The organism is Sphingopyxis sp. USTB-05 (genome assembly GCF_023822045.1).
Taxonomy (GTDB): domain Bacteria; phylum Pseudomonadota; class Alphaproteobacteria; order Sphingomonadales; family Sphingomonadaceae; genus Sphingopyxis.
The window spans coordinates 3,025,630-3,041,018 of the sequence record NZ_CP084712.1; the positions used below are offsets into that span (position 1 = coordinate 3,025,630).

General features: G+C 65.2%; 15 protein-coding genes. 9 read left to right on the forward strand and 6 right to left on the reverse strand.

Annotation, left to right across the window (positions count from 1 at the left end; all coding sequences use genetic code 11):
• Positions 1 to 167: 167 nt before the first annotated feature.
• The 3 genes from KEC45_RS13980 to KEC45_RS13990 are packed head-to-tail and all read left to right on the forward strand — an operon-like array spanning position 168 to position 3,758.
• Positions 168 to 1,520, forward strand: coding sequence for a UDP-glucose/GDP-mannose dehydrogenase family protein (locus KEC45_RS13980; protein WP_062178043.1), 1,353 nt, complete (start codon positions 168 to 170; stop codon positions 1,518 to 1,520).
• Positions 1,517 to 2,530: an NAD-dependent epimerase/dehydratase family protein gene (locus KEC45_RS13985; RefSeq protein WP_062178039.1), complete on the forward strand. Its 1,014-nt coding sequence runs from the start codon at positions 1,517 to 1,519 to the stop codon at positions 2,528 to 2,530. Before KEC45_RS13980 ends, KEC45_RS13985 begins: the two co-directional genes overlap by 4 nt.
• A gap of 37 nt (positions 2,531 to 2,567) precedes the next feature.
• Positions 2,568 to 3,758, forward strand: coding sequence for a glycosyltransferase family 4 protein (locus KEC45_RS13990; protein WP_062178036.1), 1,191 nt, complete (start codon positions 2,568 to 2,570; stop codon positions 3,756 to 3,758).
• On the opposite strand, the gene KEC45_RS13995 is transcribed toward KEC45_RS13990, so the two are convergent.
• Positions 3,755 to 4,027: a hypothetical protein gene (locus tag KEC45_RS13995; protein WP_062178032.1), complete on the reverse strand. Its 273-nt coding sequence runs from the start codon at positions 4,025 to 4,027 to the stop codon at positions 3,755 to 3,757. The genes KEC45_RS13990 and KEC45_RS13995 overlap by 4 nt on opposite strands.
• Positions 4,028 to 4,061: 34 nt before the next feature.
• On the reverse strand, positions 4,062 to 5,222 hold the full coding sequence (locus KEC45_RS14000; protein ID WP_062178028.1) for an acyltransferase: 1,161 nt from the start codon (positions 5,220 to 5,222) through the stop codon (positions 4,062 to 4,064).
• A 185-nt stretch (positions 5,223 to 5,407) separates the two neighbouring features.
• Here KEC45_RS14000 and KEC45_RS14005 point away from each other — a divergent pair, with 185 nt between their 5' ends.
• The 3 genes from KEC45_RS14005 to KEC45_RS14015 are packed head-to-tail and all read left to right on the forward strand — an operon-like array spanning position 5,408 to position 7,877.
• Positions 5,408 to 6,568 carry a glycosyltransferase gene (locus KEC45_RS14005; protein ID WP_062178025.1) on the forward strand — a complete coding sequence of 387 codons (1,161 nt, stop codon included), beginning with the start codon at positions 5,408 to 5,410 and terminating at the stop codon, positions 6,566 to 6,568.
• A gap of 17 nt (positions 6,569 to 6,585) precedes the next feature.
• Entirely contained in the window at positions 6,586 to 7,149 is a 564-nt protein-coding gene (locus KEC45_RS14010; protein WP_062183551.1) for a polysaccharide biosynthesis/export family protein, read from the forward strand.
• Entirely contained in the window at positions 7,149 to 7,877 is a 729-nt protein-coding gene (locus tag KEC45_RS14015) for a serine acetyltransferase (RefSeq protein ID WP_252171118.1), read from the forward strand. Before KEC45_RS14010 ends, KEC45_RS14015 begins: the two co-directional genes overlap by 1 nt.
• Before the next feature lie 6 nt (positions 7,878 to 7,883).
• Here the strand turns inward: KEC45_RS14015 and KEC45_RS14020 are convergent, their stop codons facing one another.
• The 4 genes from KEC45_RS14020 to KEC45_RS14035 are packed head-to-tail and all read right to left on the reverse strand — an operon-like array spanning position 7,884 to position 11,927.
• On the reverse strand, positions 7,884 to 9,182 hold the full coding sequence (locus tag KEC45_RS14020) for an outer membrane beta-barrel protein (protein ID WP_062178022.1): 1,299 nt from the start codon (positions 9,180 to 9,182) through the stop codon (positions 7,884 to 7,886).
• Positions 9,179 to 10,096 carry an endonuclease/exonuclease/phosphatase family protein gene (locus KEC45_RS14025; protein ID WP_152682292.1) on the reverse strand — a complete coding sequence of 306 codons (918 nt, stop codon included), beginning with the start codon at positions 10,094 to 10,096 and terminating at the stop codon, positions 9,179 to 9,181. Before KEC45_RS14025 ends, KEC45_RS14020 begins: the two co-directional genes overlap by 4 nt.
• On the reverse strand, positions 10,093 to 11,058 hold the full coding sequence (locus tag KEC45_RS14030) for a glycosyltransferase family A protein (protein ID WP_062178013.1): 966 nt from the start codon (positions 11,056 to 11,058) through the stop codon (positions 10,093 to 10,095). Before KEC45_RS14030 ends, KEC45_RS14025 begins: the two co-directional genes overlap by 4 nt.
• Positions 11,058 to 11,927, reverse strand: a complete 870-nt coding sequence (locus tag KEC45_RS14035) for a glycosyltransferase family 2 protein (RefSeq protein WP_062178011.1) — start codon at positions 11,925 to 11,927, stop codon at positions 11,058 to 11,060. The genes KEC45_RS14030 and KEC45_RS14035 overlap by 1 nt, the downstream gene beginning before the upstream one ends.
• Before the next feature lie 225 nt (positions 11,928 to 12,152).
• On the opposite strand from KEC45_RS14035, the gene KEC45_RS14040 reads away from it, so the two are divergent.
• Genes KEC45_RS14040 through KEC45_RS14050 form a run of 3 tightly spaced genes read left to right on the forward strand, consistent with a single transcriptional unit; the run spans position 12,153 to position 15,380 of the window.
• Complete coding sequence (locus KEC45_RS14040) at positions 12,153 to 12,914, forward strand: glycosyltransferase family 25 protein (RefSeq protein WP_238586563.1); 762 nt, start codon at positions 12,153 to 12,155, stop codon at positions 12,912 to 12,914.
• Positions 12,904 to 14,385 (forward strand): oligosaccharide flippase family protein, encoded by a 1,482-nt coding sequence (locus KEC45_RS14045; protein ID WP_062178008.1) that lies wholly within the window; start codon positions 12,904 to 12,906, stop codon positions 14,383 to 14,385. The genes KEC45_RS14040 and KEC45_RS14045 overlap by 11 nt, the downstream gene beginning before the upstream one ends.
• The gene (locus KEC45_RS14050) at positions 14,382 to 15,380 is read left to right on the forward strand and encodes a polysaccharide pyruvyl transferase family protein (protein WP_062178004.1); all 999 of its coding nucleotides are present in this window, start codon (positions 14,382 to 14,384) and stop codon (positions 15,378 to 15,380) included. Before KEC45_RS14045 ends, KEC45_RS14050 begins: the two co-directional genes overlap by 4 nt.
• Positions 15,381 to 15,389 lie beyond the last annotated feature (9 nt).

Here is a 15,389-nt window from a genome sequence, read left to right on the forward strand (position 1 = left end):
TATCCCCTTTTCTCGACTTGTCCCGTTTCGGGCCGGGATTTTGGGAACGATCATTTCGCCTTTCAATTGCCTCCGCTCAAAGCTGGCAAGTTGACCGTTAACCGTCGCGACGCGATTGTTCGCAGGCGCAGCAAAATCGCCTTCATATAAAAAGGGAGCAACGCGTAATGCGTATCGTAATGATCGGGTCCGGCTATGTCGGGCTCGTTTCTGGCGCGTGTTTTGCCGATTTCGGCCATCATGTGACCTGCGTCGACAAGGACGCGAACAAGATCGCCCGCCTGCAGGCTGGCGGCATCCCCATCTATGAACCCGGGCTCGATGATCTGGTCGCGCGCAATGTTGCCGCGGGCAATCTCGCCTTTACCACCGAGCTGTCCGAGGCTGTCGGCGCCGCCGATGTGGTGTTCATCGCAGTCGGCACCCCCAGCCGCCGCGGCGACGGCCACGCCGACTTGTCCTATGTTCATGACGCGGCGCGCGAGATCGCCGGGGCGCTCTCCGGCTTTACGGTGATCGTCACCAAGTCGACCGTGCCGGTCGGTACCGGCGACGAAGTTGAGCGGATCGTCCGCGAGTGCAATCCCGTCGCCGAGTTCGCGGTCGCCTCCAATCCCGAATTCCTGCGCGAAGGCGCCGCGATCGAAGATTTCAAGCGCCCGGACCGCGTCGTGATCGGCATCGAGGACGAGCGCGCCCGCGGGCCACTGGAAGAAGTTTATCGTCCCCTGTCGTTGAACAGGGCGCCGATCGTCTTCACACGCCGGCGGACGAGCGAGCTGACCAAATATGCCGCCAACGCCTTCCTGGCGATGAAGATCACCTACATCAACGAGATGGCGGATCTGTGCGAACGGGTGGGAGCGGACGTCCAGGAGGTCGCGCGCGGCATCGGGCTCGACAATCGGATCGGCGGCAAATTCCTGAATGCCGGCCCCGGCTATGGCGGCTCATGTTTCCCCAAGGATACGCTCGCGCTGATGAAGACGGCGCAGGATCATGACGCGCCGCTGCGACTGATCGAGGCGACGGTCGCGGTGAACGACCAGCGCAAGCGCGCAATGGGCCGCAAGATCATCGCAGCGATGGACGGGCAGGTGCGCGGCTGCACTGTCGCGGTGCTCGGTCTGACCTTCAAACCCAACACCGACGACATGCGCGATGCGCCGTCGATCGCGATCATCCAGACGTTGCAGGATGCGGGCGCCAAAGTCCGCGCCTATGACCCCGAAGGGATGGACGCGGCCAAAGCGGTGTTGAGCGACGTCGAATATGCGTCCTCCGCCTATGCCGCCGCCGACGGCGCGGCGGCGACAGTGATCGTCACCGAATGGGACGCGTTCCGGGCGCTCGACCTGGTTCGCCTGAAGGCCGCAATGGCCGAGCCGGTGCTTGTTGATCTGCGCAACATCTATCCCCCCGCACGGGCCGAAGAAGCGGGCCTGCGCTATGTCGGCATCGGCCGACCGGGCCAGCTCGCCGACGAGGCCGGAGCCGCGAACGAAAGGCACGCCGCGTGACCGACGACAGCCCCATTTTGGTAACCGGCGCCGCAGGCTTCATCGGCCATGCGGTGTCCGAACGGCTCCTCGCGCGGGGCGAACGCGTACTCGGGCTCGACAATTTCACCGACTATTACGACGTCGCACTGAAGAAGGCGCGCACGGCGCGGCTGGTCGACAATTTCAATTTCCGGCTGATCGATGGGGACATCGCCAGCCCCGGACTGATCAGCGAGCTGGTCGAGGCGAACGGCATCCGCCGCATAGTCCATCTCGCCGCGCAGGCGGGGGTACGCTACAGCCTCGAAAACCCCTTCGCTTACGAACATAGCAACCTAAAAGGGCATCTCGCGGTGCTGGAGGCGGCGCGCCACGCGGGCAATATCGAGCATCTCGTCTATGCCTCGTCGAGCTCGGTCTATGGCGACCGACCGCTCGGCGGCACGGGCTTTCGCGAGGACGAGCCCTGCACCGCGCCGGTCTCGCTCTATGCGGCGACCAAACGCAGTTGCGAGCTGATGAGCGAAAGCTATGCCAAACTCTATCACCTGCCGCTGAGCGGCCTGCGTTTCTTCACCGTCTATGGTCCCTGGGGCCGGCCCGACATGGCCTATTATGGCTTCGCGCAGAAGATCCTGCTCGGCCAACCGATCGAGGTGTTCGGCGAAGGCCGGATGGCGCGCGACTTCACCTATATCGACGATATTGTCGACGGCGTGGTCGGCGTGCTCGACCGGCCGCCGGCGGGCGGTGAAAACCGGCTGCTCAACATCGGCGACTGCAACCCCGTCGGACTGATGGACATGATCGGCCTGCTCGAACGCGCGCTCGGCCGGCCAGCGATCAAGCTGATGCGGCCGATGCAGCCGGGCGACGTGACCGCGACCTACGCGGACATTTCGGCGATAAATGCGCTCACCGGATACAGCCCCAAGGTCCCGCTGGCGCGCGGGATCGAGCGGTTCGTCGACTGGTATCTGGGCGAAATAGAAAATGGTGGAAGAGGGCCGATGGCAGCGGTTGCCTGAGCCGGGAAATCCGGCCGGGCGCTAGTGGAGTTTGATAATGCTGCAACGGACAAGTGCGTCTTCCAGCGATCCCGCGAGGTCGCCCATCATCTGCGTGACCGGCCTTCGCGGCTTCCCGCATGTGATGGGCGGCATCGAAAGCCACTGCGAGGAGCTGCTCCCGCGGATCAAGGCGATATGGCCCGATCATCGCTCGGTCGTGCTCGGCCGCGCGCCCTATCTGCCGGAAGCGGTCGGAGAACATCGCGGTGTCGAGATCGTCGGCATCCCCTGCCCGCGCTCGCAAAATCTGGAGGCGGTGGTGTCCACCTTCCTCGCGGTCCTGTCCGCCCGCAAGCGCGGCGCCGGGCTGATCCATATCCACGCGATCGGCCCCGGCCTGCTCGCGCCGCTGGCCCGGCTGCTCGGGCTGAAGGTCGTCGTGACGCACCACGGGACCGACTATCACCGCGCCAAATGGGGTCTGCTCGCGCGCACCGCACTCCGCGCCGGCGAGTGGTTGGCGCTCAGCTTCGCGAACCGGGTGATCGCTGTCTCTCCCTCGCTCGCCACCCAGTTGCAGCAGAGCTTTCCTAAACGCGCGCACGCAATTTCCTATATTCCCAACGGCACATCGGATTTGCCCGGTGATGCCGATCCGGCGTTGGTGCTGGAACGGCTGGGGCTACAGGATGGCAATTTCCTGCTCGCGGTGGCCCGGCTCGTTCCCGAAAAGGGCCTGCACGATCTGATCGATGCCTATGAGCAGTCGAATTGCACGGCGAAGCTGGTGATTGCGGGGTCGGCTGACCACGAAAGCGAATATGCCCGCGAACTGCTCGCGCGCGCCAGCGACCGCGTGATCTTTGCCGGTGTTCAGTCGCGCGCGACGCTGAAGTGCCTTTATGAACAGTGCGCGCTGTTCGTGATGCCCTCCTATCACGAGGGTCTGCCCATAGCGGCGCTCGAAGCGGCGAGTTGCGGCGCGCGGATGCTGCTGAGCGACATCTCCGCCAATCTCGATATTGGGCTCGATCCGGAAAATTATTTCCCGGTCGGCGATGTCGCGGCGCTCACCGGGCGGCTCAACGCCGATTGCGCGGATTTTCAGGTCGATCGCGACGCGGTGCGCGCTCGCTTCAGTTGGGACAGGGCGGCGGAAGAGACGCTGGACGTCTATCGCGCCACGCTCGCGCCCGGCCGCCGGGCTCCGCGCGCCACCGGCTATTCGGGGGCGGTGGAAGCCTAGGCGCCGAGCCGGGCGATAACCGTCGCCCGGTCCGCCGCGTCGATCGGCCCGTTCACCGATATCCCGGCATCGGTCCGTATCGCCGATGCAATCAGCGGGTGCCACGCATTCGCCCGCCACTGCCAACTGCGGATGCGCCAACGCCCCGTACCTTCGGCATCGATCGCCAGCGTCGGCCGCCCGGCGGCTTTGGATCCGGCGTCTTTTGCGGTGCAGCCAGCAATGGCTGCGGTTCCCGCCATCGACGTCAGCAACGTTCGGCGATCCATCGAAACATCTCCTCGTAAATCCAGCGACCGGTGATTACGGCGCGGCGATTTTTTCAGGGGCCGTCTGAAGGGCGCGGGGGGTACCGCGCCCGGCCACCCATTTGATCGCCGCTTTGCCGAGGCGCTGCCCGGGCACCTCCACAAGCCTGTAGGTCAGGAAAGCAACGGCATAGGTCGCCGGTATCACGATCGCCCCGGTCAGGGCAAAGCGGCCGACCGCGCCGAGCCCGGTTCCGAAATGTCCGATCACCATCGCCGCGACGGGCTGCAGGATCAGCAGATGGATCAGATAGGTGCCGTAGGACAGCTCACCGAGCCAATAAAAGGGCCGGCTGCCGAGCAGGCGTGAAGCCCAGCCGACCGGCCCGAGCGAGTGCCAATGGACCAGCGCGAAAAAGCCGAGAACGAGCAGCTCGCGCACGACAAAATGGAGCATGTCCTGATCGCCCCCGTTGGGAATCGCGGCGAGCAGCATCGCGGCGCCGAGGCGTAACCATAGCTGTGCGCCGCTCTCGCCCGGCCCCGCGGCGATCAGCATGCCGGCAAGGAAAAGCTGAAGTTTCAATGGCAGGAAAGACGGCATCGGATAGTCGAGCCCTGCCCCACCGGCGACAAGGGCAATGACAACCCCGGCTCCAGCCGCAAGAAATGCCGACGGGACCCATCCGATCCGCCGACCGAGCAGGATGAGGAAGGGAAAGAGCAGATAGAATTGCATCTCGAGCCCCAGGCTCCAGTCGGGCAGCGGGGTGCGAAAGGCATAGTCGGGCAGCAATCCGAACAGGAAGGTCAGGTGCAGCGCGATGTTGGTCGGGCTCGCGTCGGTATAGCGTTCGGCGGGCTGGAGTCCTTGACCGAGGAAAGTGTCGATCGCGACGCGGTCGGCATAGATCGCCGGCCCCGCGATCAGTGCGGCCGCGAGCGCCACATAGAAAAGCGGCGCCAGCCGGAAAAAGCGGCGTGTCCAGAAGGCGGCCCAAGTGCCGGGGGCGTTCCAGTCCTCGCTGCCCGCGCGAAGCCGGTACTGATACATCATCAAGAAGCCCGAAAGCAGGATGAACAGGTCGACACCGAGGTCCGGCTTGCCGATCAGCGGCAGGCGGAAACCGGTCAGGATCATCATATGTCCGATGAGCACCCAGAGGGCCGCGACGCCGCGCAGGCCATCCAGACACTCGACTCGCCGAATGTCCATAAAATACCTCCGCAAAACGTCCGTCGATGTTCGCCCTGATAGACGTATCGGGGGGCGAAACCCTTTGAAATCGGCCAGCCGCCCCGCCGGGGCGATGAAGCGGGGGATGCTGTGTGCACTGCAACAAATGGCCGTGGTAAGCGTTCTCCCGAAGCGAATTCCGCACCCCATATCAGCGAGGAAATATGTTGCACCGAAAGCGGATTTTATTCGCGATCAACTCGCTCGCGGGCGGCGGCGCCGAGCGCGTGCTCGTCACCTTGCTCGGCGGTTCCGAGCCCTGGCGCACGCGCTATGATATCCATCTCGCGCTGCTCGACGACGAGCCGCGCGCCTATGATGTGCCCGAATGGGTCGGGGTCCATCAGCTGGACGCAAAGCATAAATTGCTGCCGAGCCTGATGCAGCTACGCGCGCTCGCACGGCAGCTTTCGCCCGACGCGACGCTCAGCTTCCTGACCCGCGCCAATATTGCCAACGCCTGGGCGATGGCGGGGCGCGGCAAGCCCTGGCTGATCAGCGAGCGCGTCAATACCAGCGCGCATCTGGGCGGTGCGTTCGCGGCCAAGGCGATGGTCCGCATGGTCTATCCAGGCGCGGCGCACGTCATTGCCGTGTCCGAGGGCGTGGTCGACGACCTTGCCGCCAATTTCGGCGTCGCGCGCACCCGCATGTCGGCGATCGCCAACCCCGTCGACCATCGGCGTATCGCAGAACTTGCGGCCGAGCCGCCAGCTTTCAAGCCAGCGGGCCCCTATATCGTCGCGGCCGGGCGCCTGATGCCCAACAAGAATTTCCCGCTCCTCCTGCGCGCCTATGCCAAGGCGGCGCCGCAGGAACGCCTCGTCATCCTCGGCGAAGGACCCGAACGCGGCGCGCTGGAAGCGCTGGCCGGGACGCTCGGCATTGCCGACCGCGTCGACATGCCCGGCTTCGTCGCCAATCCGTTCGCGCTGGTGTCGCGCGCGCAACTTTACGCGATGCCGTCGAATGCAGAGGGCTTTCCCAACGGGCTGGTCGAAGCGATGGCGTGCGGCGTCCCCGTCGTTGCGACCAATTGCGCGTCGGGCCCGTCCGAAATTCTGGCCGGCCGGTCGCGCGATGCGATTGGCGGCAGGATCGATGTCGAAGCCGGTGCGTTGGTGCCGACCAATGATGTGCAGGCCTTTGCCGCGGCGCTCGTCGACGTGCTCGCCGAACCGCGGCGCAGCGCTTGCGGGCAGAGCGCGCGTGCGCGTTCGCTCGCCTATGGCGTCGAACAGGCCGCGGCAAATTACTGGGCACGGATCGAGGCGGCGCTGGGCGCACCCTCCGCGCTGCCCGAACTCACCGATATTGCAGCATGAAGGCCGGGAGCAAGTTGATGAAATGGCACAGACAGATCGCGTTGGCGGGGGCGCTTGCGATACTCGGCGGGTGCGCCGGGCAGGCCCCGCTAGCGGGCAGCGGGGACGCGCCGCCACCCGCCGCCGCGTTCGTCCTTTCGCCTGGCGACAAGGTAAAGGTCGCGACCTTTGGCGAAGAAACGCTGACGGGCGATTTTGAGGTCTCGCCCGCCGGCACGATCGCATTCCCGCTGATCGGAGAAGTCAAGGCGGCGGGGCTTCAGACCGAACAGCTTTCGAGGGATATCGAGGCGAAGCTTGGCCAGGGCTATCTGCTCGAACCCAAAGTTTCGGTGCAGGTCGCAAGTTTCCGTCCGGTCTATGTGCTCGGCGAGGTGAACAAGCCGGGAGAATATCCGTATACGCAGGGGCTGACCATTCGCGGTGCGGTCGCGAAGGCCGATGGTTTCACTTATCGCGCCAATGAAAAACGCGTTTTCCTGAAGCGCGCGGGCGAAGCTGGCGAGAAGGAATATCCGATGACCGCCGATTTCGCCGTACTACCCGGCGACACGATCCGTTTCGGCGAGCGCTATTTCTGATGGATATGGCCACCGCATCGCTCACGCCCGTCCCGGCGTTCGACGAACCCATGTCCGACGAGGCGGGCAAGCCGCATCTTCGCGGCTGCCCCGTAAGCTTCGCCAAGCTGAAGGCGCTGCTCGCAGCCGATCTCTACCGCTATGCGGGGCGTGTCAGTTTCGGCGCCTTCGCAAAGCATTATGCCTTCACCCCCGGATATAAATATACGGTCCTGATGCGCACCGCCGGCTGGCTGAAGCTCAAGCCCGCCAAGGGTTTCGGACTCTATATCATCGCCAAATGGCTGCTGCTGCGTGCGCGCTACAAATATGGATTCGCGATCCCCGAATATATGGAGATCGGGCCGGGACTGTTCCTCAACCGCTTCGGCGGATTCTATTTTCACGGCGACACGGTGCTGGGCAGCAACGTCAATATCACGCACGGCGTCGTCCTTGGATATATGAACCGCGGCAGCCGGCGCGGCGCACCGATGATCGGCGACCGCACCTTCCTGGGATCGGGTGCGAAGGTCATCGGCGGGATTCATGTCGGCGCGGAAGCCGCGATCGGCGCCAACGCCGTCGTGACAAAGGACGTGCCCGAGCGCGGGGTCGTTGGCGGCATCCCCGCGAAATTGCTCTCGGATCAGGGATCGCACGGCTATATCAACCGCCTTGCACCGCCCGAGCTTCTCGCGGCCTGCGAAGGCGCGCTCTATGGCTCGCGGGCAAAAAGGGCCGACTGACCGGACCTAAAGGCCCGAGAAAGTCACACCGACCGAAACGCGATTATCCGCAAATTCCCGCCCGGCGGTCGCACCCCAGCTTGACTGGGTGCGGCGCTGGAGATCGACGCGCAGCGCCATCCGCTTGCTCACCAGGTACGTCGCGCTGCCGCGCCAGGTCCAACGGTCGTCTTTTCGGTCGATATTGTTGAAATCGCGCTTTTCCAACTCGCCGCCCGCGCTGATGATCAGGTTGCGCAGCAGTTCGTAATCGGCGCGCACCGTCATGTCGGTCGCGAGATAGCCGGTCGCGCCATTCACCCCCGTTTCCTTGATGCCGCGGTCGACGGTGCCGGTGATCGTCACCAGCGGGGTCAGGAAATAGGCAAGCTCGCCGCGCACAAGGAGGCCCGAGACATCCTCGAACTCGGTCGGCCGGTAATCCTGCTGGAAATAGCCGAGCCGCAGCGCCCCCCTCGCCTTGCGGCCGAGTTCGAAACTCGCGCCGCCGGCAAGCTCGAAACCTTTGGAATCGCGCGCCGGAACCGGGCCGATCCGCTCGCGATAGTCGCGTTTGTTGACCGACCCGGCCACGAACAGGGCGATGCTCGGGCTCAGCGCATATTCACCGACGGCGGTGCCGGTATAGATTGTGTGATCGCGAAAATCCTGGTCGATCTCTTCGCCGCCGGGGGTCAGGCTGTCGCCGTAATTGCGGTTCTCGACATCGAGCACGCCGCGAACGCGCAGCCGGTTGAAGACATGCGTATAGGTCGCCGTGCCGCCGTTCAAATCGAAGCGGACCGGGCGCGATGCCTGCGTCGGACTGTCGGGCGAAACGCGTTCCTGGCTGTAGCGCCCATTTCGCAAGGTGACGTTGAGCGTGTCAGACTTGCTGATCGTATAGAGCGCCCCCGCATTCACCGAATATTGCGTGGCGTTCTCGCTCGCACGATCCGCATAGCGCAAGAGGTCGAGCTCGCCATCGAGCGACAGCTTGAGGTCGGGCGAGGGCCGGACCAACGACAAGCGCGGGCGAATGCGCAGATAGGCATCGCCGATCCGGTCGTCCTCCTGCGCATAGAGATTGTCGTCGTAACCGGCGCCGATCGCCATGCGCGGCGTCAGTTCAAGGACGCCGAGTTGGATCGCCTCGGGCGTGTAGTCGGGCCGGCGGCGTTCGAGCACGGCGATATTGCGGTCGCGCCCGAAACTGTTTTCGCTCGAAACCGAGCCGAGGCCATCGGTCGCATCGGATTGCTGCGCGGTCGCAGGCATTGCGACGCCGCAGCCGCCGAGCAGCGCAAAGGTAATCGCGCGTTTCACGGGCGCGCCAGCGTCACGAGGATCGGAACATGGTCCGACCCGGTGGCAGGCAGCCGCCGCGCCGATACCAACCCCCAATCGGCCCCGGCATAAAGCTGGTCGATCGGCAGCACGGGAAAGGCGCGCGGCCAGCTAGGCAGCGCGCGCGTCATGCGGGTAAGCGGTGCGAGGGCGCGGTCCTGCTCGCGCATCGCCGCGGCCCAGGGGGTAAGGTTCATGTCGCCTCCAACGATCAAGGACCCGCGTTCGATCCGTGCCAATGCATGCGCCACATCGCGCCTGCGCACCGCCTGATCGCGCGATGTGGGGCGCGGATAGTGGAGCGTCACCACGGTAAACGGATCGACGCCGGGCTCCGCGATTTGCGCCCAGAGCATCGGGGGGCCGAATTTGCGGCCTTTCGCATCCTCTAGGAAATAGTCGCTGTCGGCGATCGGCCAGCGCGAGAAGATCGCAAGATCGCATCCCGGCGGACATTTGGTTGCATAGGCGAAATGCTGGCGCAGCGCCGCAAGCATCGGCTGAAAACTGCCGTCCACCTCCTGCAGCATCACCACATCGGGCTTTGCATCGATGATCGCCTGCGCGGTATCGGCGGGGTCGCTGTTCCCGCTCCAGACATTGTGGGTCAGCAGCCGGACGGGGGTCGCGCCCTTTTGCGCGGCTGGTATTTCGCGCGCCAGTTCGGGCATGACGCCGATCGCCACCGGCGTCAGCCCGAGCAAGGCCACGACGGCCGTCCAGCGCAGGCTTCGGCGGGCGAACAGCAATCCCAACAGGACGGCCGCGCCGAACAGCGGTAGAAACGACGCCAACACGTCGAGCGCCGGAACCAGCCCGCCCCCAAGCGACAACCAAGCAGCAAGGCAACCCCCGCCGGCCAGCAGGACACCAAGAGTGCGGATCGGCTTCACGCGCGGGCACGCAGCCGGTTGCGCAGCGCGTAGCTCGATTGGCGGAGCGAGGCAGGGATCAGCTTCGCGGCGAGGAGCAGCGCGGCGGTGCTCGCCCCCTCGGGCAGGTAAAGGTCGCCGACCCGGATCGCCGTGCGGCCGGGATATTTCATGGCGTAGCGCGCATAATGGGCGATTTCCTGGTTCACGAGCCGCCGCAGCAACGCGGCCTCGCGCCCGGTAGCGACGGCAATCATTTCGCGCGCGGTCTCGACGAGACAAGGGACGTCGAGCGTCGTCGTCGAATTGCTGACCTTGTTGTCGCTGTCGCGGTGAAAGACCGCGGTGACGCGCGGGTCGTACCGCAGCGCACCCCTGGCGAGCACGCGCAGCCACAAATCCTTGTCGCCGCCGCGTACGGCGCGCCCTTCGGGGAAAAGCCCCGCCTCGAACAGCGTATCGCGCCGGATCGCGATCGCACCCGTCCACATCGGGCACTCGCGCACGGCCAGCCAAGCGGCAAGAAAGCCGGCGAGGTCGAGGCTTTGCGGTTGCTCCAGCTCCGGCGCGATCCGCTGCGGCTGCACGCGATCGTCGAAAACATGGTCAAACCGCGTCGCTGCCGCGCGCGCAGCCGGGTCGGCACCTATGCTTTCCGCAAGGACAGCGAGATGATCGGGATTCCACAGATCGTCGGCGTCGAGAAAAGCGATCCAATCGCCACGCGCGGCGCGAATACCGATATTGCGCCCGGCATAGCCGCCCGGCCCCGGCGTCGACAGATCCAGCAGCTTGATCCGCTCATCCCCGATCGCCGCGACGATCTCGCGCCCGCCGTCGGTCGAACGATTGTCGACCACCAATATCTCGTGCGGCTGGAATCTTTGGGCAAAGATGCTCTCGATCGCCGCACGCACATGCGCGGCCTTGTTATAGAGCGGCATCACCACGGAAAATTGTGGGGCGTCATGGAGAGAAGTCATCAGTCGCGTGCTGCCTTTCGTCCCCCCGCAAGATTGAGAAATTCACCCACCGCCACCCCGGCGAGTTGCAACGTCAGCCCCATCACCGCCAGCCGGCGTCGCAAAGGCAATTCGCGTGTGATCGCCGCGCGGCGTAGTCGCCGGACCGTGTCGACCGCGGTGATACCGAGCACATGGGCAAGGCGTGGACGCTGCCTCGTCCGATCCCAACGCCCGCCGCTCAGCCGCTGACGCTTGCGCACCAGCTCGGCACGGCTTGCGCGCACCGGATGGCGTACGACCATCGTAGGAACATAGACGAGCGGATAGCCTGCATCGCGGATGCGTAGCGCCATCTGCCGGTCGCCGCCCGACTTCAGCGCAGCATCGAACCCGTCCAGCGCCTTCAACACCGCCGTCTCGCTCGCCCAGTTCGCGGTCGCGCAATTGCCGCGCGCGGCATGCGCCTGCGGAAAGCTGAACAGTCGTTCGTAATCGCCGAATACCTCGCGCTCCTGCGCGATCTCGTCGAACAGTTCGATCTTGCCCGCGAGCACACCGAAGCCGGGATTCGCCTCCGCCGCGCGCAATATCTGTTCCAGCCAGTCGGGGGCGGGTTCGCAATCTGCGTCCGTAAAGGCCGTGATCGGGGCGCGCACGCGCCCGATTCCAAGGTTGCGCGCGACATAGGAACCCGGCTGCTTCTCTTCGAGCAGATCGACACCGGGATAGCTGCGCGCGATGTTACGCGTTGCGTCGCTCGATCCATTGTCGACGACGATAATCTGATACGCGCTGCGGGAAAGCGTCTGACGCGCGAGCGCGTCGAGGCAACGGCCCAGCACGGCCTCGCCGTTCCATACGGGTATGACGACTGCGACTTGAAACATAGATACGCCTGTCCAGTGCCCCCGCACGGGACCCAATCGGCCCGCCGCCGCCTCCGGGTCAACCGGATGCTGCACCTGCGAAGACGAGTTGCCCTGTTGGCCGGACGACCGGAGCGCGAGCGCCTTCGCTCTCAAATAATTGCCCGCTACCAAGGATCGCGTCGGGCCCGTCGTTGGTTCTGAACCGCGCAGCCATGCGCAACCGCAAGTAAAAGGCGATATCAAGTGGGTGATTCCTTACCCGAATCGGGCGTAGCAACCGAAGTGCTGGTGGTGTCGCTCGAAACGGCCACAGCGCGCCGGGCAGCCTTTGCCGCGCGCGCCAAAGACACGTCGCTCGGCTGGCGCTTCTTCGATGCCTGCACCGCCCCCGCGCTGGGAATGACAATCGACGAACCCGCGATCCGCAGCAACAAGGGCCGCCCGATGAGCAAGGGCGAGATCGGATGCTACGCCAGCCATTTCTCGATCTGGCAGGACATGGTCGCGCGCGGCGTGCGGCAGGCGATCGTCCTTGAGGACGATACGGTCGTCGACTGGGCGTATCTCGAACCGCTCGCCCGCACCGATCTTCACGCCGAGGGTATCGATTACCTGAGGCTCTATGCAAAGCGCCCCACGTGGCAACGCGTCGTTCGGCGCGACTTCCTCCAGCATTCGCGCGCGATCGTCGAGCTGGTCGGACTTGCCTATGGCACGCAGGGCTATGCGATCACGCTCGACGGCGCGCGGCGGCTTGCCGAGCATTGCCGCACCGTCCGCCGCCCGATCGACGACGAGATGGACCGGTCGTGGGCGCATGGCCTGCCCAATCTCGCGCTCTATCCCGCGCCAATTCTGGAAGCGGCGATCGTTTCCGATATCGGCAGCTCGCGCTTCGGACCCAAGAGCGATCCGCTCTATCATTCGGTCAGGCAAAAGGCCTGGCGCTCGCTCGAACGCGCACGCATGCGGATGCTGAAAGCGAGACGCCTGCTTGAGCGCTGACCTCCCCGCCCGCTTCGACGACGGGTTACGCGCGCGCAGTCGCAGCTCGATTGGCTGGACGGTCACGCGCTTCCTGTCGGACCAGATTTTCTCGTTCATCGTCTTCGTGATCCTTGCGCGTCTGCTGACGCGCGCAGATATCGGCGCCTTTGCGGTGATGGCGGTGACCGCCGAAGCCTTCCGCATCATCGCGACCGCGGGGCTGGTGCAGACGATTGCGCGCAAACGCGACATCACCCCCGCCTTCCTCGACACCATCTATCGTTCGCAACAGGCCTTTTCCTTCGTGTCGGCGATCCTGATCATGGCGCTTGCGGCGCCGATCGCCGACTGGATGGGCGCGCCAAATATCGCCCTCCCGCTTGCGGTGATGAGCCTTGCGCTGCCGATATCCTCCTTTGGCGCCACCCATATGGCGCTGCGGCTGCGCGAATTCGGGCATCGGACCACCGCGCTCCGTTCGGTCGTCGGCGGGTTGATCGGCGGTGCCTGCGCGGTGGCCGCCGCCTTTGCGGGACTGGGCCTCTGGAGCCTCGTCATCCAGCGCCTGGTCACCGAGATCGTCGGCGTCGTCCTGTCGCGCGCCTCTTATGACTGGAAGCCCGGCTGGCAATTCGACTGGGCCATATTGCGCGGCAACATCATGCTCAACGCCAGCCTGATCTATGTCCAGCTCGCCTTCCTTGCCACCGTACGCGTGCAGGAGATGGCGATCGGCGCAGGAATCGGGCTGGCGGCCGTCGGCGTCTATCGCACCGCCTGGCGCACCGTCGAACTGATCGGCCGCGGCGCGATCCAACCTTTCACGCAGGTGGCAGTCCAGACGCTCGCGCGCGTGAAGGACGATCCTGCCGAACTGCGCGAAGCCTATCGCTGGATGATCTCGCGCGCCTCTGCTCTGTCCTTTCCGGCGCTCGTCGGTTTCGGCGCGCTCGCGCCGATCGCGATCCCCACCGTGTTCGGAGCGAAATGGGACGAGGCCGGGCAGCTCGCACAGATTTTCGCCTTCATGGCCGTGCCGTTCACGCTCAATTTCTTTGCCTCGCCGTCGCTCAGCGTCCTTGGCGCATCGCGCAGCCTGATTTCGCTTTCGACGACGCAATTGGCGCTGGGCGTGATCCTGACGCTCGCGGCGCTACCTTATGGGCTGTTCGCGGTCGCCGTCGCTTATGTCGGGCGCGCTTATCTGACACTGCCAATGCAGATATGGCTGCTGCGCCGCGCCTCTGGAATCCGACCGATCGACAGTTTCCGCGCCGTGCGCGCTCCCTTGTTCGCCTCGACGCTGATGGGCGTGGCGCTCGCGATCGCGATGCGGCTGCTCGATGCGCGCCTGCCGGACTGGCAATCGCTGCTGCTGCTCATCGCAATCGGCGGATTTTTCTATGCCATCGCGCTGCTCGCCATCTCCGGGTCGTGGCGCGGCCATTTCCTCTCCCTGTTCAGACGCTTTAGAAAGATCCCGACATGACACAGAAGACCGCCGACCAGCTCGTCGGCGAACTCGCTCAGCGGTTCTCGCAGCAACTCGACCGGGTACTCCCCGCGGGCCAGCTCGCGCTGGTCGACTTCCCCGATCATTCCAACGTCGGCGATTCGGCGATCTGGCTCGGCGAGATGGCCTATCTGCGACGGTCGGGCCGCCTTCCCGCTTATTATTCGGCGATCGCCGATTTCGACGACGCCGCGTGCCGGGCGGCGATCGGCGGCGGGGCGATCCTGATCCATGGCGGCGGGAATATGGGGACGCTGTGGCCGAAGCACGAAGCATTTCGCCTGCACCTGCTGCGCACGCATCGCGGACGCCCGATCATCCAGATGCCGCAGTCGATCCACTATGCCGACCCCGCCGCAGCGGCCGAAATGGCCGAGGCGATCCGCGCGCACGGGCAATTCACCCTGCTCGTTCGCGACGCGCGCTCGCTCGCCTTTGCCGAGCAGCATTTCGATTGCGATATCCGGCTGTGTCCCGATGCCGCGCTGATGCTAGGGCGCCAGCGGCGCGACCCCGCCACCGTCCCGGTCTTTGCCCTGCTCCGTACCGACCATGAACGCGCCGCCGACGAGGCCACCCTGCCCGCCGGCGTCGTCGCCGACGACTGGCTAGAGGAAGATGCGGGCCAGAAACGCCGCCTGCGCCTGTCGCTAAAGCTCGGCCGCCTCTTCACTCGCGATCCGATGGCGCAGCGCGCCGCGCGACAACGGCGCCTTGCCGAATGGCGGTTCCAGCGCGGCCTCACCATGCTGTCGGCCGGCGAGCTGGTCGTCACCGACCGGCTGCACGCGCATATCCTGTCGCTGCTGCTCGACATCCCGCACGTCCTGCTCGACAACAGCTATGGCAAGGTCGCGGGTTTCGCCGATCAATGGACGGGCGATTATGCGGGGCTGATGCGCGCCACCACCCGCGCCGAAGCCTTCGACACGGCCCTGGCCTGCCGCGCCCCGCAGATCGTGGACGGCTGAGCGCCGTCC